Raw genomic sequence first — 18,439 nt, 5'->3', positions numbered from 1 at the left:
TCAGGAAGGAAAACCGATGTCTGACGATCTGGAGATCGATCTCGACGCGATCGAGCGTCGCATGGACGGCGCGATCGCGGCCTTGCGGGTGGAATTCGGCTCTCTGCGGACGGGGCGCGCCTCGGGCGCAATCCTGGATCCGATTCAGGTGGAGGCCTATGGTTCCATGACCCCGATCAACCAGCTGGGTACCGTCAACGTGCCGGAGCCGCGGATGGTCGTGATCAACGTCTGGGACAAGGGCATGATCTCCAAGGTGGAGAAGGCGATCCGCGAGAGCGGCATCGGCATCAACCCTGTCGTCGACGGCCCGCTGATCCGCCTGCCGATCCCCGAACTGAACGAGGAACGCCGCCGCGAGCTGACCAAGGTCGCCGCCGGCTATGCCGAGAACACCCGCGTGGCGATCCGCAACGTGCGCCGCGACGGCATGGACCAGATCAAGAAAGCCAAGGCCGCTGGCATGGCCGAGGACGACCAGAAGATGTGGTCGGACGAGGTTCAGGCCCTGACGGACAAGGCCATCGCCAACGTGGACAAGACGCTGGAGACGAAACAGCAGGAGATCATGCAGGTCTGAGCCTGCATGATCGGAGGAACCCCCCGTGTCCGGCATCAAACAGGACGGCGCGCGTCACGTGGCCATCATCATGGATGGCAACGGCCGCTGGGCCACGAATCGAAGCTGGCCACGGCTGGTCGGCCACCGCAAGGGGGCCGAAAGGGTGAAGCAGATCGTACGCTGCGCCCCCGATCTGGGGATTGAGTGGCTGACGATCTACGCCTTTTCCACCGAGAACTGGAAACGCTCCACCGAGGAGGTTCTGGGCCTGATGGGCATCTTCGCCCGCTATATCGAGCGGGAGGCCGACCGGCTGGCGATCGAAGGCGTCCGGATGCGCTTCATCGGCGACCGGACGCGGCTGGACGCCAAGCTTCAGGCTCTGATGGCGGGGATCGAGGCGCGGACCGCGCATCTGACGCGCCTGAACCTGACGGTGGCCATCAACTACGGCGGCCGTGACGAGCTGACGCGGACACTGCGCAAGATGGCGGTCGAAGTGGCGGCTGGCCGGCTGGCGCCGGAGGCGATCACCTCGGACACCATCTCGCAGGCGCTGGACACGGGCGACCTGCCGGATCCGGACCTTGTGATCCGCACCTCGGGCGAGACGCGGACCTCCAACTTCCTGCCGTGGCAGGCGTCTTACGCGGAATATGAATTCACGCCGACGCTGTGGCCCGACTTTTCGCCCGACGAACTGGCGCGGATCGTGGCGCGCTTTGGCAACCGCGACCGGCGTTTCGGCGGCGTCCGCCAGGCATGAGGGCGGGGCGCAAGCAGGGCCGCTGGGGGGATCTGCCCAAGCGCATGGCCTCGGCCGCGATCATGCTGGGTGTCGGAGTGGTGGAGATCTGGCTGGGCGGGACCACATTCTCGTTGCTGGTGGTGCTTCTGACGGGGCTGATGACGTGGGAACTGGCGCGGATGCAGAACCCGCGCGCCCTGTGGGTGCCGATCGGGTTGGGGGTCATGGCCTCCGCCTGCCTTCTGGCGATCCTGTATGCGCCGGCGCTGTGGCGTCCCGTGCTGATGGCCCTTCCGCCGCTGGCCTGCCTTGCCAGCCTGCATCACCGTAAGGTGGCGGCGGTCTACGCGCTGGCGATCATGCTGACGGGCTACACCCTGATCGACCTTCGCAACATGGAGGGAACGCTTGTCATCGTCTGGCTGATCACCATCGTGGTGGCGTCGGACGTGATGGGCTATTTCGTCGGGCGCAGCCTGGGCGGGCCGAAGTTCTGGCCGCGCGTCAGCCCGAACAAGACGTGGTCGGGCACCATCGCGGGCTGGGTGGGCGCCGCCATGGTCGGCCTGGCCACCGTGATCCTTGCGGATGAGCCTTGGCAGGTCATCCTGCTGTCGCCGGTCGTTGCCTTCGCGGGCCAGCTGGGCGACATCGCCGAAAGCTGGATCAAGCGACGGGCCGGGATCAAGGACAGTTCCAGCCTGATCCCCGGGCATGGCGGCCTGCTGGACCGGTTCGACGCCGTCATCGGGGCCGTGGTCGCGATCATGCTGCTGAGCCTTCTGTTTCCCCTTCCCGTACCGGACAGCATCTGATGCGCAGCCTTTCCATTTTCGGTGCCACCGGTTCCATCGGTGAAAGCACTTACGACCTTGTTCGCCGGGCCGAGGAAGGCGCCTACCGCACGGTGGCCCTGACTGGCGGCCGCAACATCGACCGGCTGGCCGAGATGGCGCGCGCGCTGCGGGCCGAATTGGCCGTCACCGCCTACGAAGACTGCCTGCCTGCGCTGCGTGAGGCCTTGGCCGGAAGCGGGGTCGAGGTGGCCGCCGGGGCGCAGGCCATCGCCGAGGCGGCGGACCGTCCGGCGGACTGGACCATGTCGGCCATCGTCGGCGCGGCCGGCCTCGTGCCCGGACTGCGGGCGTTGCAGAACGGCGCGACGCTGGCGTTGGCCAACAAGGAAAGCCTTGTCACCGCCGGCCCGCTTCTGATGGGCACGGCGCGCGCGAACAGTGCCACGGTATTGCCCGTGGACAGCGAACATTCCGCCATCTTCCAGGCCCTGACCGGCGAGGATCCGTCCTGCGTGGAGCGGATCATCATCACGGCCTCGGGCGGGCCCTTCCGCGACTGGAGCGTGGAGCGCATGGCCGGGGCCACGCTGGCCGAGGCGGTGGCGCATCCGAACTGGGCCATGGGGCAGCGCATCTCCATCGACAGCGCGTCCATGTTCAACAAGGCGCTGGAAATCATCGAAACGCGCGAGTTCTTTGACATCGACCCTTCGCGGATCGAGGTGCTGGTCCATCCGCAATCCATCGTGCACGCACTGGTCGGCTTCTGCGACGGCGGCATCATGGCGCATCTTGGCCCGGCCGACATGCGCCACGCCATCGGCTATGCCTTGCACTGGCCGGATCGCGGCGCCGTGCCGGTGGAACGTCTGGACCTAGCCAAGATCTCGACCTTGTCCTTCCAGGCCCCGGACGAGGAGCGCTTTCCCGCCCTGCGTCTCGCGCGGGAGGTGATGGAGGCCCGCGGGATGCACGGCGCAGCCTTCAACGCCGCGAAGGAGATCGCGCTGGACCATTTCATCGACGGGCGCATCCCGTTCCCCCGCATGGCCGCGCTGGTGGAGGAGACGTTGACCCGGATGTCCGCGCGCCCGGACATGGCGCGCGCGCCGTCCTCCCTCGACCATGTGCTGGAGGTGGACGCCGAGGCGCGCCGTCTGGCCGCCGCCATTGCCGAAGGGGCCTGACATGGACATCGCGCAGCTGATCCCGCAATTCGGCGGCCTGATCTGGACGTTGCTGGCCTTCGTGGTCGCGCTGTCCGTCATCGTCACGATCCACGAATACGGCCATTACATCGTCGGACGCTGGTCCGGTATTCATGCCGAAGTGTTCTCGCTGGGCTTCGGCCCCGTGATTTTCGCGCGCACCGACCGGCGGGGCACGCGCTGGCAGTTGGCGCTGCTGCCGCTGGGCGGCTATGTGCGGTTCAAGGGCGACGCCGACGCGGCGTCGGCCCAGGCCGACGCCTCCATCGCCCATCTGCCGCCCGAAGAGCGTCGCCGCACGCTGCCCGGCGCCCCGCTGTGGGCGCGGGCGGCGACCGTGGCGGCGGGGCCGGCCTTCAACTTCCTGTTCGCCATCCTCGTCTTCGCGGGCGTGACCTTCACGACCGGCATCGCGGTGGAGGACGCCGTAGTGGGGCAGGTGCGGGCGACGCCGGGGCAGGTGGACCCCCTGCGGCCGGGCGACCGGATCCTGTCGATGGACGGCCGCCCCGTGAACACGCTGGGCGACGCCTTCACCATCGCCGCGGACCTGCCGCCGTCGGATACGACGCGCTACGAGGTCGAACGCGACGGCCAGCGGCTGACGCTGCAGGGGCCGTTCCCGTTCCCGCCCATCGCCTCTTCGGTCGCGCCCACCTCGGCCGCGCAGGAGGCGGGGCTGCAGATCGGCGACGTCATCACCGCGGTGAACGGCCAGCCCGTCCGCAGCTTCACCGAGCTGCGGGAGCGGATCGGCGCCACGGACGGCCAGCCCGTGACCCTGTCCGTCTGGAACGGCACGTCGCGCGAGGTGTCGCTGACGCCCAAGCGTCAGGACATTCCCACGGCCGATGGCGGGTTCGAGACGCGGTGGCTGATCGGCGTCACCGGCGGGCTGATCTTTGATCCCGAAACCCGCCGCGCCGGACCGCTGGAGGCGCTGGAACTGGGGGCGCGCCAAAGCTGGACCATCGTCACGACCAGCCTGTCGGGCATGTGGCACATGGTGACGGGGGCCATCTCCACCTGCAACCTGCAGGGGCCGATCGGCATCGCCGAAACCTCGGGCGCCGCGGCATCGGGCGGGGCGCAAAGCTTCGTGTGGTTCCTTGCGGTGCTGTCGGTGGCGGTGGGGCTGATGAACCTCTTTCCCATTCCCGTGCTGGATGGCGGCCACCTTGTCTTCTATGCCGCCGAGGCCGTGCTGCGCCGCCCGCCGAACCCGCGTGTCGTGCAGGCTTTCATGACGGTGGGGCTGGCGCTGATCCTCGGCCTCATGGTCTTCGCGCTGAGCAACGATATTCTGTGCCCGTGAGGTTTCAGGCTTTTGACAAGCCCCGGCATTGCGGCTAGTCAGGTCGCAACAAAGTTCAAAGAACGGGGCAGTGAAAATGGCACGCATGAAGGGTCGCTCAGCGAAGGTCGGGCTGCGACCCGCTGTCGTATCGGTTTTCCTCGGCTCGGCGGTGATCGGCGGCGCGGTGATCCCGGCGCTGGCGCAAAGCTACAGCTTCTCCAACGTGGTGGTCCGCGGGAACGAACGCGTGGACGTCCCGACCGTCCTGTCCTTTGCCGGCATCTCCCCCGGGCAGTCGCTGTCGGCGGGTGAACTGAACTCAGCCTATCAGCGCATCTCGGACACCGGGCTGTTCCAGACCGTGTCGCTGCAGCCGCAGGGCAGCACGCTTGTGATCGAGGTGCAGGAATATCCCGTGATCGCCCAGATCGCGTTCGAGGGGAACTCCATCCTCAAGGACGAGAACCTGGCCACGATCGTGAAGTCGCAGGTGCTGCGCGCCTATTCGCCCTCGCAGGCCGAGGCGGACGCCGCCGCGATCACGCTGGCCTATTCGCAAAGCGGCCGCACGGCCGTGACCGTGACGCCGCAGATCATCCGCCGTTCCGAAAACCGCGTCGACCTGGTGTTCGCCATCACCGAAGGCCGGATCACGGAAGTGGAACGCATCGCCTTTGCCGGCAACCGCACCTTCTCGGACCGCCGTCTGCGGCAGGTTCTGGAAACCCGTCAGGCGGGCCTTCTGCGCCGCCTGATCTCGGCCGACACGTTCATTCCGGAACGCGTGCAGGTGGACCGCCAGCTGCTGCTGGACTTCTACCGTTCGCGCGGCTTCGCCGACGTCCAGATCGCGGAGCCTTCGGCCGAACTGACGCGGGACCGCAAGTCGTATTTCCTGACCTTCAACATCCGTGAAGGCCAGCGCTATCGCATGGGGAACGTGACCCTCGCGTCCGAGGTGCCGGGGATCGACCTTGCGCCGTTCCAGGACCAGCTGTGGATCAAGTCGGGCAGCTACTACTCGCCGGCCTCGATCGACAACGTGACCACGCGGATGGAGAATGTGGGCGTTCAGGAAGGCCTGAACTTCGTCCGGGTGGAGCCGCGCATTACCCGGAACGAGGCGGCGGGCACGCTGAACGTGGCCTTCACGCTGGTGCGCGGCCCGCGCATCTTCGTCGAACGCATCGACATCGAGGGCAACACGACCACGCAGGACAAGGTGATCCGTCGCCAGTTCCGCACGGTCGAAGGCGACCCCTTCAACCCGCGCGAGATCCGTCAGGCCGCCGAGCGCATCCGCGCCCTGGGCTTCTTCTCGGACGCGCAGGTGGAAAGCCAGCAGGGATCCAGCCCCGACCAGGTCGTCGTGAACGTGGACGTGGACGAACAGCCGACGGGCTCGCTGTCCTTCGGCGTGGCCTATGGCGCCGTGTCGGGCGTGGGCTTCAACGTCGGCTTCTCGGAATCGAACTTCCTGGGCCGCGGCCAGTATCTGGGCATCGACATCGGAACGGGCAGCGACAGCGTGAACTCCACGCTGACCTTCGCCGAGCCGGGCTTCCTGGGCCGCGACTTGCGGTTCGCGTTCAGCGCAAACTACACCGAGACGGACAACGAGAACGCGGATTACAACACCAAGCGCATCGGCCTTGGCCCGTCGCTGACCTTCCCGGTCAGCGAGAACGGCCGGCTGGAACTGCGCTACCGCGTCTCGCAGGACGAGATTTCGGGCGTGGAGCAGGGTGAGGGCACGGCGGACGACAACGGCTCCTCCGTCATCCTGCAGCGGGAAGAGGATCTGGGCGCGCTGATCACCAGTTCCGTCGGATACACCTACAGCTATGACACCCGCACCAGCGGCATCAACCCGCTGGGCGGCGTGCTGCTGCGCTTCGGGCAGGACTTCGCGGGCGTGGGCGGCGATGTGAACTACATCAAGACCAGCGTCACCGCGCTGGCCGAACGTCGGGTCTGGAACGAGGAACTGACGCTGCGGACCGTGTTCGAAGGCGGCGCCCTGACGATGCTGGACGACCAGGTGTCGACCGTGCCGAACCGTTACTTCGGTAACTCTATCCGCGGTTTCGATCCGAACGGGATCGGCCCGCGCGACCTGCAGGCCTCGAACGAGGATGCGCTTGGCGGCAACTACTTTGCCGTGGCGCGTCTGGAAAGCGAGTTCCCGCTGGGCCTGCCGGCCGAATACGGCATCACGGGCGGTCTGTTCGCCGATGCGGGTTCGGTTTGGGGGCTGGACGACAACATCGGGACCAACGACGTGGCCGTGGACGATGATTTCAACCTGCGATCGTCGGTCGGCTTCTCGATCTTCTGGACCACGCCGATCGGGCCGCTGCGCCTGAACTTTACCAAGGCGCTGACCAAGGAAGATTATGATGAGGAGCGCAACTTCGACCTGACCATCAACACGCGCTTCTGATGCTGCGGGCGCTGCTTCTGGTTCTGGCGCTGCTGCCCGTGGCGGCGCCGGCACAGACGCCCGAAGCGGCGGCCGAAAGCCCCATCCTGACCGTTGTGCCGGACCGCCTGTTCGACGAGTCGAAGGCCGGCAAGGCGGCGCAGACCCGTCTGGACGACGCCACCCGCGCCCTGATGGTGGAAAACCGCCGGATGGAGGCGGAGCTGGAGGCCGAGGAGCGCGACCTCACGGCCAAGCGCGACACAATGCCCCCGGCCGACTTCCGCAAGCTGGCCGACGCCTTCGACGCCAAGGCTGAACGCACCCGGACCGAACAGGACGCGAAGTCACGCCGCCTTGTCCGTCAGCGCGAGGAGGACCGACAGGCCTTCTTCAAGGCGGCGCTTCCGGTGCTGGCGCAGCTGATGCAAGACGAAGGCGCGCTGGCCATTCTGGATCGCGGCAGCGTCTTCGTGTCCTTCGACCTGATCGACGTGACGAGCCAGGCCATCGAGAGGCTGGACACGGCTTTGGGCGACGGGGCCGACCTCTTCAAGGAACAGCCGGCGCCGTGACGCCTTGTCGTGGCAGGCCGGCCTTGTTAACTGGTTCGGCGAAGCACATGCAGGAGCTGGAATGACCGACGCCACGACCATCCCCCAAGAGGCCGACATCCAGATGATCCAGCGGATTATCCCGCATCGGTATCCGTTCCTTCTGGTTGACAAGGTGCGCGACATCGTTCCGATGAAATCGGCCGTCGGCATCAAGAACGTCACCTTCAACGAACCGCAGTTCATGGGCCACTTCCCCGGCGCGCCGATCTTCCCCGGCGTGCAGATCGTGGAAGCGATGGCGCAGACGGCAGCGGTGATGGTGGGCGTGTCCATGGGCCTCGCCGACAAGAACATGCTGGTCTATTTCATGGGGATCGAGGGCTGCAAGTTCCGCCGCAAGGTGGTGCCGGGCGACCAGCTGGTCATGACCGTCACCACGAAGCGGGGCGGCGGAAAGGTCTGGAAGTTTTCCGCACGGGCCGAGGTGGACGGTGAACTGGCCGCCGAGGCCGAGTTTAGCGCGATGATGGACTTCCGGAAGGACGCGTCATGATCCATCCCAGCGCCGTCGTCGATCCGGCCGCGACCATCGGCCGGGATTGCGAGATCGGACCCTTCTGCGTCATCGGGCCCGAGGTCACGCTGGGCGACCGTGTGGTGGTGAAAAGCCACGCCGTCATCACCGGCTGGACCGAAGTGGGCGACGAGACGGTCATCTTCCCCTTTGCCGTGGTGGGCGAGGTCCCGCAGGACCTGAAGTTCCGCGGCGAGCGGACACGCCTGATCATCGGCAAGCGCAACCGCATCCGCGAAGGGGCCACGATGAACGTCGGCACCGAAGGCGGTGGCGGAGAGACGCGGGTGGGCGACGATGGTCTTTTCATGACCGGAAGCCATGTCGGGCATGACGCGATCATCGGCGACCGCGTGATCCTCGCAAACCAGGCGGCGGTGGCGGGCCATTGCGTGCTGGGCGACGACGTCATCGTGGGCGGGTTGTCGGGCATCCACCAATGGGTGCGCGTGGGCCGGGGCGCGATCATCGGCGCTGTGACCATGGTGACGAACGACGTTCTGCCGCATGGCCTGGTTCAGGGCCCGCGTGGAGAGCTGGACGGACTGAACCTTGTCGGGCTGAAGCGGCGCGGTGTCGAACGGTCCGAGATCACGGCCCTGCGCGCCGGATACCAGATGCTGGCGCAGGGCGAGGGCACGTTCCTGGACCGCGCGCGCCGGCTGCACGACGAAACCGACAGCGCCCATGTGCGCGAGATGACGGCCTTCATTCTGGCGGCGACCGACCGGTCGTTCCTGACCCCGAAATGAGCCGGATCGCCATCATCGCGGGCAGTGGCGCGCTTCCGGCCGCGCTGGCGGCCGCCGTGGCCGATCCGGTGGTGGCGGCCATGGACGGCTTTTTGCCGGACGGGCTGACCCCCGACCTCGTGTTCCGGCTGGAACGGCTGGCGCCGCTGCTGGCGGAACTGGCGGCGTGCGACGTCGAACGCGTGATCTTTGCGGGGGCCGTGCGGCGTCCGTCACTGGATCCCGCGCTGTTCGATCCGCGCACGGCCGCGATGGTGCCGCGCATCCTCGCCGCCATGCAGAGCGGGGATGACGGGCTTTTGCGCGCCGTGGTTGCGGTGTTCGAGGAGGCGGGCTTTACGGTCATCGGCGTGTCCGACATCGCGCCGCATCTGGTACCGCCCGAAGGCGTGCTCGCTGGCGCGGTGACGGAGCAGGACCGGCGGGACACGGAACGTGCGGTCCAGATCGTCGGCGCGCTTGGCGGTGTGGATGTGGGGCAGGGCACGGTCGTGGCCGAAGGGCAGTGCCTGGCCGTGGAGACGCTTCCCGGCACGGACGCGATGCTGGACTGGGTCGCGGCAACGCGGCAGGGCACGGGCGGTGTGTTCTTCAAGGCGCCGAAGCCCGAACAGGACCGTCGTATCGATCTGCCGACGCTTGGCGTGGCCACCATCCGGCGCGCGGCAGCCGCGGGCCTGTCCTGCGTCGCGTGGGAAGCGAACGGCGTGATCCTTCTGGACCGCGAGGCGTTGGTGGCCGAGGCGGCTGAAAAGGGCATCACCCTGTGGGCCCGCGCCTCATGAAGCTGTTCCTGATCGCCGGAGAGCCTTCGGGCGATCGCCTGGGCGCGGCCTTGATGGCCGGCCTGAAGACGCTTGCGCCGGAGGTGCGGTTTTCCGGCGTGGGCGGCCCGCTGATGCAGGCGCAGGGCCTGCAAAGCCTGTTCCCGATGGAGGAGCTGTCCGTCATGGGCATCGCGGAGGTGCTTCCGCGCTACGCCGCGCTGAAGCGCCGGATCCGCGAATGCGCCACCGCCGTGATCGAGGAGGAGCCGGCGGCCGTCATTACCATTGATTCGCCGGACTTCAACCTGCGCGTGGCGCAGCTGGTTCGCATGCAGCGGCCGGGGCAGAAAACGGTGCATTACGTGGCCCCCTCCGTCTGGGCTTGGCGGCCGAAGCGGGCCGAGAAGATGGCGAAGTGGATCGACCATGTTCTGGCGCTGCTGCCGTTCGAACCGCCTTACATGACGGCTGTGGGCATGACCTGCGATTTCGTGGGCCATCCGGTGGTGACGGAGCCGGTGGCCTCGGACGCCGAGGCCTGGACCTACCGCGAGGGGCTGGGTAAGGCTCCGGTTCTTCTCGCCCTGCCCGGATCCCGGCGCAGCGAAGTGACCCGTCTGGCCCCCGTCATCGGCGAAGTCATGGCCCGCATCCGGCAGGTGCATCCCGACGCGGGCGTGCTGCTGCCGACCATTCCGGCGATCGAGGGGTTGGTGCGGGATCTGACGGCTGGATGGCCAGTGGCGCCTCGCATCATCCTCGACCCCGAAGAAAAACGCGTCGCGTTCAAGGCAGCGGACGTGGCCATCGCGGCCTCGGGCACCGTGTCGCTGGAACTGGCGGCCAACCGGGTGCCGATGGTCATCGCCTATGACATGGCCAAGGTCAGCATGTGGATGATGCGCCGCATGGCGCTAATCGACACGGTGACGCTGGTGAACCTTGTGTCCGACACCCGGCACGTGCCGGAGTTTCTGGGAAAGGACTGCCGCGCCGACCGGATCGCCCCCACCGTGCTGTCTCTGCTGGCCGGCGAGGGCAACGCCATCCACCAGCGTCAGGCGATGGAGATCACGATGCAGCGGTTGGGCGAGGGAGGTGAGCCGCCCGGTCTGCGGGCGGCGCGTTCGGTCCTCGACTTCCTTTAGTAGCCGCGCCAGATCCAGCCGCCGCCGAAGATGCGGCTGCCTTCGCCGGCGTAGAACACGCAGGCCTGTCCCACAGAAACGCCATCCTCGGGCGACAGCAACTCCACCTCGGCCGTGGTGGCCGACAGGGGGCGCAGGATTGCCGGACGCGGTGCGCGGGTGGACCGGACCTTCACGTTCACATGCCATTCCGGCTGCGAATCAAAGGGCGAGTCGCCCAGCCAGTTGATCTCGCGCACCGGGATCACGCGGGTGGACAGCGCCTCTTTCGGGCCGACGATCACGTGGCGCGCGTCGGGGTCCAGGCGCACGACATACAAGGGCTCGCCCAGACCGCCGATGCCAAGGCCGCGGCGCTGGCCCACGGTGTAGTGGATGACGCCGCGATGCTGGCCCAGCACGCGCCCGTCCATGTCCACGATGTCGCCGGGATCGGCGGCGCCCGGGCGAAGCTTCTCGATGACCGAGGCGTAATCGCCGTTCGGCACGAAGCAGATGTCCTGGCTGTCGGGCTTGTCGGCCACCGACAGGCCGTAACGCGCGGCAAGGGCACGTGTTTCCGCCTTTGAAGCCAGATGCCCCAAGGGGAAGCGCAGGTAGTCCAGTTGCTCGGCCGTGGTGGAGAACAGGAAATAGCTTTGATCGCGGTTGGCGTCGGTGGCGCTGTGCAGTTCCGCGCCCGCGTCGCCCATCTTGCGCTGGATGTAGTGGCCGGTGGCCATGCAGTCCGCGTCCAAGTCGCGCGCCGTCTGTAGCAGGTCCTTGAACTTCACCCGTTCGTTGCAGCGGATGCAGGGCACGGGCGTGGCGCCCGCCAGATAGGCGTCGGCGAATTCGTCGATCACCGCCTCGCGGAACGTGTTCTCGTAATCGAGGACGTAATGGGGAAAGCCCATCGCCTCGGCCACGCGGCGGGCGTCGTGGATGTCGCGGCCGGCGCAGCAGGCGCCCTTCTTGGCCAGCGCTGCCCCGTGATCATACAGCTGAAGGGTGACGCCGACGACGTCGTAGCCTTCTTCCTTCAGCTGGGCCGCGACCACCGAACTGTCCACGCCGCCGGACATGGCGACGACCACGCGCGTGGCGGCGGGGGGCTTGGCGAAGCCAAGGGAGTTGAGCGGATGGTCCAGCATGGCAGCCTCATCAGGAAGGCCGCCAAGATAAGGAAAATCCTAGGCAATCTCAAGGGTCATGCTTACACTTGCTTAAGCCTCATCGGCGCAATGTCCCCCGACAGGAGGGCAAGATCATGTATTTGAAGAAAGTTTCGGGGCCGCGCCAGGTGACACTGCCGGATGGCACGATCCTGACGCGCGCCGATCTGCCGCCCAGCGACACGCGGCGGTGGGTGGCCAGCCGGAAGGCGATCGTGGTCCGCGCCGTGATGCACGACCTGATCACGGAAAGCGAGGCGTTGAGTCGCTACGACCTGTCCGAGGAGGAGTTCGCGTTGTGGCGGATGGCGGTGGAACGGCACGGGGAGAATGCCCTGAAAGTCACAGCCCTGCAGAAATATCGCTGAGGGTATGTCTTTAACCAGATTCACGTGAAAGTAACTGGTCATTAACCATTTGATTCCATGGTGTCTCCAGAACTGGTCACGGAATTTTCCTCATGCGTATCTTACTGGTCGAAGACGATCCCGCCACGTCGCGCAGCATCGAGCTGATGCTGACGCATGCAAACCTGAACGTGTACTGCACCGACATGGGCGAAGACGGCATCGATCTTGCCAAGGTCTACGACTATGACCTGATCCTTCTGGATCTGAACCTTCCGGACATGAGCGGGCATGACGTGCTTCGCCAGCTGCGGCTGGCGCGCATCAACACGCCCATCCTGATCCTGTCGGGGTCCGACGACACGGACAGCAAGATCAAGGGCTTCGGCTTCGGTGCCGACGACTACATGACGAAGCCCTTCCACCGGGACGAACTGATCGCGCGCATTCACGCGATCATCCGGCGGTCCAAGGGCCACGCGCAGTCCCTGATCCGGACAGGGGCCGTGACGGTCAACCTCGACGCCAAGACGGTGGAGGCGGAGGGCCGCATCGTCAACCTGACGGCCAAGGAATACCAGATCTTCGAACTCCTCAGCCTGCGCAAGGGCACGACGCTGACGAAGGAGATGTTCCTGAACCACCTGTATGGCGGCATGGACGAGCCGGAACTGAAGATCATCGACGTCTTCATCTGCAAGCTGCGCAAAAAACTTGCCCAGGCGACAGAGGGCGACAACTATATCGAGACGGTCTGGGGCCGCGGTTACGTCCTGCGCGATCCGCAGGAAAATCAGAAGGTCGGCGCGGCCTGACGCTGGACTGTTCCCCGGCGTCTTTCTAGACAGCACCGGGAAACGGAACCGGAGGATGACGTGAAGGCGGTCGACGATCTGACACTGGACGAGGCGCAGGCCGAACTGTCGCGGCTGGCCGGGGAGATCGCAGCCGCGAACACGGCCTATCACCGCGACGACGCGCCTCTGATGGACGACGCCGCGTTCGACGCGCTGAAGGCCCGCAATCTGGCGCTGGAGGTGCGGTTCCCCGAGTTGAAGCGGGCCGACAGCCCGACCGAGACCGTAGGCGCGACGCCTTCGGACGCGTTTGGCAAGGTGCGCCACAGCGTCCGGATGCTGAGCCTCGGCAACGCCTTTGCCAACGAGGACATCACCGAGTTCGAGGCGCGCATCCGCAAGTATCTGGGGCATGCCGGCGATCTGGCCTTCACGGCCGAGCCCAAGATCGACGGGCTGTCGCTGTCCTTGCGCTATGAGAACGGCGAGCTGGTCCGTGCCGCGACCCGCGGCGACGGGGAGGTGGGCGAGGACGTGACCGCCAACGCCCGCACCATCGGGGACATTCCCCACCGGCTGCCCGACGCCCCTGACGTGCTGGAGGTGCGGGGCGAGGTCTACATGTCCCATGCCGACTTCGAGGCGCTGAACGCGCGGCAGGCCGAACAGCGCGGCAAGACCTTTGCCAACCCCCGCAACGCGGCCGCCGGAAGCCTGCGCCAGCTGGACGCCACCATCACGGCCAGCCGCCCCTTGCGCTTCTTCGCCTATGCGTGGGGGGAGGTGTCGGTGCCGCTGGCGGACACCCAGTCGGGCGTGATGGAGCGGTTCCGCGCCATGGGCTTCCAGGTGAACCCCTTCACGGTGCTATGCCGCAGCGTCGAGGAGATGATCGCCCAGTATCGCACCATCGAGCAGCAACGCGCGACGCTCGGCTATGACATCGACGGCGTCGTCTACAAGGTGGACGATCTGGCGCTTCAGCGCCGTCTGGGCTTCCGTGCCGCGACGCCCCGCTGGGCCATCGCGCACAAGTTTCCCGCGCAGTTGGCCTGGACACGGCTGGAGGGGATCGACATCCAGGTGGGCCGGACGGGCGCCTTGTCGCCCGTCGCGCGGCTGCATCCGGTGACGGTGGGCGGCGTGGTCGTGCAAAACGCCACCCTTCACAACGAGGATTACATCGCCGGCCGTGATTCCAAGGGCGGCGTCATCCGCGGCGGCAAGGACATCCGCGTGGGCGATTGGGTGCAGGTCTACCGGGCCGGCGACGTGATCCCGAAGATCGCGGACGTGGATCTGTCGAAGCGGCCGGAGGGCGCCGAACCCTTCCGTTTCCCCGACCATTGCCCGCAATGCGGATCGCCCGCCCTGCGGGAAGAGGGCGACGCCGTGCGCCGCTGTTCGGGCGGGCTGATCTGCCCGGCGCAGGCGGTGGAGCGATTGAAGCATTTCGTCGCCCGCGACGCCTTTGACATTGAGGGTCTGGGCGCCAAGCAGGTGGAGGCGTTCTATTCCGACGGCTGGATCGTGCATCCCGCCGACATTTTCGAGTTGCCGAAGCGCTATGGCTCGGGCCTGCAGCAGGTGAAGAACCGCGAAGGCTGGGGCGCGAAATCGGCCGAAAAACTGTTCGCCGCGATCGAGGCGCGCCGAACGATTGAGCTGAACCGGCTGATCTTCGCGCTTGGCATCCGGCATGTGGGCGAAACCTCGGCCCAGCTTCTGGCCCGCCATTACGGCACGTGGGCTGCGTTCGAGCGGGCGATGACGGCGGCGGAGATCGGCAGCGGTCCCGAATGGTCCGAACTGACGGCCATCGACGGGGTGGGCGACGTTCTGGCCGCCTCGGTCGTGGCGACCTTCGCGAACGAGGCGGAGCGCCGGGCCATCGACGCCCTGGCCGCCCATCTGGACGTGCAGGAGGTGCGCCCGCGCGCCGCCGTGGACAGCCCCGTGGCGGGCAAGACGGTCGTCTTCACCGGCACGCTGGAAAAGATGTCGCGGGCCGAGGCCAAGGCGCGGGCGGAATCGCTGGGGGCCAAGGTGGCGGGATCGGTCTCCGCCAAGACGGATCTGGTGATCGCCGGGCCGGGCGCCGGCAGCAAGGCCAAGCAGGCCGAGGCGCTTGGCGTCGAGATGATCGACGAGGATGGCTGGCTTGCCCTGATCGGCGACGCATGAGTCGTTCCGACCGGTTGAACCCCATGTTCGCGGGGCTGGAAACGCTGGAAGGTGTCGGCCCCAAGACGGCGAAGATCATGGAAAGCGCCGGGCTGCGACGCCCGGCCGACCTTCTGTTCCTGCTGCCCCACAGCGCCATCGACCGCACCCGCCGCGCCAGCGTCCGCGATGTCGTGCCCCCCGCCGTCGCCACGGTGGAGGTGGCGGTCGGTCAGCACCACCCCCCCCGCAACAAGGGCGGCCGTTACCGTGTCGACCTGTTCGACGGGACGGAGGACGTGCAGGCCGTGTGGTTCCACGCCCGGGGCGACTACCTGACGCGGCTGATGCCGCAGGGGTCGCGGCGGCTTGTCTCGGGGAAGGTGGAGCTGTTCGACGGCCTCTACCAGATGGTGCATCCCGACTACGTCCTGCTGCCGGACGAGGCGGACAGCCTGCCGCTGTGCGAGCCCGTCTATCCGTTGGTGGCGGGGCTGACGCAGAAGGGCATGGCCAAGGCGGTCCGCTGCACGCTGGACCGCGCGCCGCAGGTGGTGGAGTGGATCGAGCCGTCGGTCGTCAGCCGCGAGGATTGGCCCGACTGGGCCACCGCGTTGCATCTTCTGCACCATCCCGCGACGCCCGAGGCGCTGGCGCCCTTCAGCCCGGCGCGTCAGCGTCTGGCCTATGACGAGCTGTTCGCCCATCAGCTGACGCTGGCCTTGGCCCGTGCAGACCGGCGCCGCGTGGCGGGGCAGGCGACGGTGGGCACGGGGCGGCTGGTGCGGCGCGTGCTCGATTCACTGCCCTACCAGCCCACCGGGGCGCAGACCCGCGCCGTGGCCGAGATTTCGGCCGACATGGCGGAACCGCACCGGATGAACCGCCTGCTTCAGGGCGACGTGGGGGCGGGCAAGACCCTGGTCGGGTTCCTTGCGCTGCTGACGGCGGTGGAGGCGGGCGGGCAGGGCGTCCTGATGACCCCGACCGAGATCCTGGCGCGCCAGCATCTGGAAAGCCTCGCCCCCTTGGCCGAGGCGGCGGGCGTGCGGATCGAGGTGCTGACGGGGCGCGACAAGGGCGGCGACCGGCGCGCCAAGCTGGCGGCGCTGGCCGACGGGTCCTTGCACCTTCTGGTCGGCACCCACGCCGTGTTCCAGCCGGACGTGATCTTCCACGACCTGCGTCTGGCCATCGTGGACGAACAGCACCGTTTCGGCGTCGCCCAGCGCATGCAGCTGGCCGCGAAGGGGGTGGCGGATGTTCTGGTGATGACCGCGACGCCGATCCCGCGCAGCCTGTCGCTGGCAAGCTATGGCGACATGGACGTGTCGGTGCTGGACGAAAAGCCGCCGGGCCGGAAGCCGATCACCACGGCCCTGATGGCGACGGAACGGCTGGAGGAGGTGATCGCCACCCTGGCCGCGCGCGTGGCCGAAGGGCGGCAGGCCTATTGGGTCTGCCCGCTGGTGGAGGACAGCGAGGTCGTCGACTACGCCTCGGCCGAAAGCCGGTTCGCGTCGTTGCGCGCGGTGATGGGGGACGACGTGGGACTGGTCCACGCCCGGATGCCGCCGGCCGAAAAGGACGCGGTGATGGCGCGCTTCGCCTCGGGCGCGGTGCGGGTGCTCGTAGCGACGACGGTGATCGAGGTGGGGGTGAACGTGCCCAACGCCTCCATCATGGTGATCGAGCGGGCGGAAAGTTTCGGGCTGGCCCAGCTGCACCAGCTGCGCGGCCGCGTGGGGCGGGGGGCGGAACAGTCGACCTGCCTTCTGCTGTATCAGGCGCCCTTGTCCGAAACCGCGAAGCGCCGCCTTATGATCCTGCGCGAGACGGAGGACGGCTTCCGCATCGCCGAGGAGGATCTCTCCATACGGGGGGCAGGCGACCTGATCGGAACGGCGCAGTCCGGCCTGCCGCGATTCCGCATCGCGGATCTGGAACGGCAGGCGGGGCTGATGGCGCTGGCGCAGTCCGACGCGCGGACCTTGCTGACGCGCGATCCGGACCTGACCAGCCCGCGGGGGCAGGCGGCGCGGGACCTGTTGTGGCTTCTGGGCCGCGACGAGGCGATCAAGCTGTTAAGAGTTGGCTAAAGGTTCTTAAAAAGTTCTTTACGCGTTCCGGATTATATGAGAACAATCGGGCAACACCAAAGGAGGTTGCCAGATGCTGAACCAGACGCGCCACATGCTGAACCATCCCAACGCCACCTTGGTCGCCGACGCCGTGGGCGTCGTCGCCTTGTTCGCGGGCCTTTTCGTCGGCCTGCACATCGTTTCCTGAACAGCGCGGTCCTGCCTGACGCGCCACCTGCCGCCGGCCCTCAGCGCTGGCGGCTTTTTTCCATTGCGGCGATGGCCGTGTCGAGGGGGAGGAGGATCGCCGCATGGCGGGCCGGAACCTCCCGCGCCGGGGCAAGGGCCTCGTATCCCGGAACGATCGCGCCGCCGGCCAGCATCGCGGCCACGGCGTCGCGCAGGGCAACCAGATCCTCGTGGTGCCGCTCGCCCATCAACGCGGCCGAGGCCTGACCCATCAGGCAGGCGTTCACCTGCTGGGCAAAGGCCGTCACGCGCCCGTCCGTCATCCGCACATCCACCGTCACCGTGGACCCGCAGACCGGGGAACGGAGCGTGGCGCTGCCGTCCGCCTCCTCCAGCCGGCCCGCATGGGGGATGTTGGCGGCCAGCGCCAGAAGTTCGGTGGAATAAAGCGCGGACATCGTTTCCTTCCTGCGTGCCATCCCATAGATAGGCGGCACTCCCCATTAGGAAAAGCCATGTCTTTCGATCCAAGCACGCTGACATACGACGCGAACGGACTGATTCCGGTGATCGCGCAGGACCACGCCTCGGGCGAGGTGCTGATGATGGCGTGGATGAACCACGACGCGCTGGTGCGCACGATGGACAGCGGGCGGATGACCTACTGGTCCCGGTCGCGCCAAAGCTTCTGGGCCAAGGGCGAAAGCTCGGGCCACGTGCAGCGACTGGTGGAGATGCGGGTGGATTGCGACCGCGACTGCCTTCTGGCGCTGGTGGAACAGACGGGTCCCGCCTGCCATACCAACCGCCGGTCCTGCTTCTACACCGCGATCCGAGACGGGAACCAAGTGACGATCATGGAGCCGGAGGCATAAG

The 18,439-nt window shown here is 67.2% G+C and carries 18 protein-coding genes; 16 read left to right on the top strand and 2 right to left on the bottom strand.

The genetic code is table 11. The annotated features are described in order from the left end of the window. Nucleotides 1-16: 16 nt before the first annotated feature. The 11 genes from frr (at nucleotide 17) to lpxB (ending at nucleotide 10,832) form a co-directional block, all read left to right on the top strand. Nucleotides 17-580, top strand: coding sequence for a ribosome recycling factor (gene frr / locus PIJ50_RS07045; RefSeq protein WP_271973927.1), 564 nt, complete (start codon nucleotides 17-19; stop codon nucleotides 578-580). Nucleotides 581-650: 70 nt separating this feature from the next. Continuing rightward, nucleotides 651-1,328 (top strand): polyprenyl diphosphate synthase, encoded by a 678-nt coding sequence (uppS, locus tag PIJ50_RS07040; RefSeq protein WP_442900715.1) that lies wholly within the window; start codon nucleotides 651-653, stop codon nucleotides 1,326-1,328. After that, entirely contained in the window at nucleotides 1,325-2,125 is an 801-nt protein-coding gene (locus PIJ50_RS07035) for a phosphatidate cytidylyltransferase (protein WP_271973924.1), read from the top strand. Before uppS ends, PIJ50_RS07035 begins: the two co-directional genes overlap by 4 nt. Continuing rightward, entirely contained in the window at nucleotides 2,125-3,294 is a 1,170-nt protein-coding gene (gene dxr / locus PIJ50_RS07030; protein ID WP_271973922.1) for a 1-deoxy-D-xylulose-5-phosphate reductoisomerase, read from the top strand. The genes PIJ50_RS07035 and dxr overlap by 1 nt, the downstream gene beginning before the upstream one ends. A gap of 1 nt (nucleotide 3,295) precedes the next feature. Then, the gene (gene rseP, locus PIJ50_RS07025; RefSeq protein ID WP_271973920.1) at nucleotides 3,296-4,630 is read left to right on the top strand and encodes an RIP metalloprotease RseP; all 1,335 of its coding nucleotides are present in this window, start codon (nucleotides 3,296-3,298) and stop codon (nucleotides 4,628-4,630) included. A 76-nt stretch (nucleotides 4,631-4,706) separates the two neighbouring features. Next, a complete protein-coding gene (bamA, locus tag PIJ50_RS07020) occupies nucleotides 4,707-7,055 on the top strand; it encodes an outer membrane protein assembly factor BamA (protein WP_271973918.1) in 2,349 nt (782 codons plus the stop codon). Beyond that, nucleotides 7,055-7,609 carry an OmpH/Skp family outer membrane protein gene (locus PIJ50_RS07015; RefSeq protein ID WP_271973916.1) on the top strand — a complete coding sequence of 185 codons (555 nt, stop codon included), beginning with the start codon at nucleotides 7,055-7,057 and terminating at the stop codon, nucleotides 7,607-7,609. The genes bamA and PIJ50_RS07015 overlap by 1 nt, the downstream gene beginning before the upstream one ends. A 61-nt stretch (nucleotides 7,610-7,670) precedes the next feature. Next, nucleotides 7,671-8,144, top strand: a complete 474-nt coding sequence (gene fabZ, locus PIJ50_RS07010; protein WP_271973915.1) for a 3-hydroxyacyl-ACP dehydratase FabZ — start codon at nucleotides 7,671-7,673, stop codon at nucleotides 8,142-8,144. Continuing rightward, complete coding sequence (gene lpxA, locus PIJ50_RS07005) at nucleotides 8,141-8,917, top strand: acyl-ACP--UDP-N-acetylglucosamine O-acyltransferase (protein ID WP_271973913.1); 777 nt, start codon at nucleotides 8,141-8,143, stop codon at nucleotides 8,915-8,917. The genes fabZ and lpxA overlap by 4 nt, the downstream gene beginning before the upstream one ends. After that, the gene (locus PIJ50_RS07000; protein WP_271973912.1) at nucleotides 8,914-9,702 is read left to right on the top strand and encodes an LpxI family protein; all 789 of its coding nucleotides are present in this window, start codon (nucleotides 8,914-8,916) and stop codon (nucleotides 9,700-9,702) included. Before lpxA ends, PIJ50_RS07000 begins: the two co-directional genes overlap by 4 nt. Beyond that, nucleotides 9,699-10,832, top strand: a complete 1,134-nt coding sequence (gene lpxB / locus PIJ50_RS06995) for a lipid-A-disaccharide synthase (protein WP_271974186.1) — start codon at nucleotides 9,699-9,701, stop codon at nucleotides 10,830-10,832. The genes PIJ50_RS07000 and lpxB overlap by 4 nt, the downstream gene beginning before the upstream one ends. On the opposite strand, the gene mnmA is transcribed toward lpxB, so the two are convergent. After that, nucleotides 10,829-11,965 carry a tRNA 2-thiouridine(34) synthase MnmA gene (gene mnmA, locus PIJ50_RS06990; RefSeq protein ID WP_271973911.1) on the bottom strand — a complete coding sequence of 379 codons (1,137 nt, stop codon included), beginning with the start codon at nucleotides 11,963-11,965 and terminating at the stop codon, nucleotides 10,829-10,831. The genes lpxB and mnmA overlap by 4 nt on opposite strands. A 116-nt stretch (nucleotides 11,966-12,081) precedes the next feature. Between mnmA and sciP the strand changes: the two genes are divergently transcribed. The 4 genes from sciP (at nucleotide 12,082) to recG (ending at nucleotide 17,392) form a co-directional block, all read left to right on the top strand. Beyond that, the gene (sciP, locus tag PIJ50_RS06985) at nucleotides 12,082-12,354 is read left to right on the top strand and encodes a CtrA inhibitor SciP (protein WP_271973910.1); all 273 of its coding nucleotides are present in this window, start codon (nucleotides 12,082-12,084) and stop codon (nucleotides 12,352-12,354) included. 92 nt (nucleotides 12,355-12,446) lie between these two features. Continuing rightward, entirely contained in the window at nucleotides 12,447-13,148 is a 702-nt protein-coding gene (gene ctrA, locus PIJ50_RS06980) for a response regulator transcription factor CtrA (protein ID WP_271973909.1), read from the top strand. A 60-nt stretch (nucleotides 13,149-13,208) separates the two neighbouring features. Then, entirely contained in the window at nucleotides 13,209-15,314 is a 2,106-nt protein-coding gene (gene ligA / locus PIJ50_RS06975; protein WP_271973908.1) for an NAD-dependent DNA ligase LigA, read from the top strand. Then, a complete protein-coding gene (gene recG, locus PIJ50_RS06970; RefSeq protein WP_271973907.1) occupies nucleotides 15,311-17,392 on the top strand; it encodes an ATP-dependent DNA helicase RecG in 2,082 nt (693 codons plus the stop codon). The genes ligA and recG overlap by 4 nt, the downstream gene beginning before the upstream one ends. A gap of 230 nt (nucleotides 17,393-17,622) precedes the next feature. On the opposite strand, the gene PIJ50_RS06965 is transcribed toward recG, so the two are convergent. After that, nucleotides 17,623-18,021, bottom strand: a complete 399-nt coding sequence (locus PIJ50_RS06965; RefSeq protein ID WP_271973906.1) for an iron-sulfur cluster assembly scaffold protein — start codon at nucleotides 18,019-18,021, stop codon at nucleotides 17,623-17,625. 57 nt (nucleotides 18,022-18,078) lie between these two features. Between PIJ50_RS06965 and hisI the strand changes: the two genes are divergently transcribed. Next, entirely contained in the window at nucleotides 18,079-18,438 is a 360-nt protein-coding gene (gene hisI, locus PIJ50_RS06960; protein WP_271973905.1) for a phosphoribosyl-AMP cyclohydrolase, read from the top strand. The last annotated feature ends 1 nt before the right edge of the window (nucleotide 18,439 follow it).

It is taken from the genome of Falsirhodobacter sp. 20TX0035, from assembly GCF_028307215.1.
GTDB lineage: Bacteria > Pseudomonadota > Alphaproteobacteria > Rhodobacterales > Rhodobacteraceae > Falsirhodobacter.
This window is presented reverse-complemented; position numbering and strand designations above follow the sequence as displayed.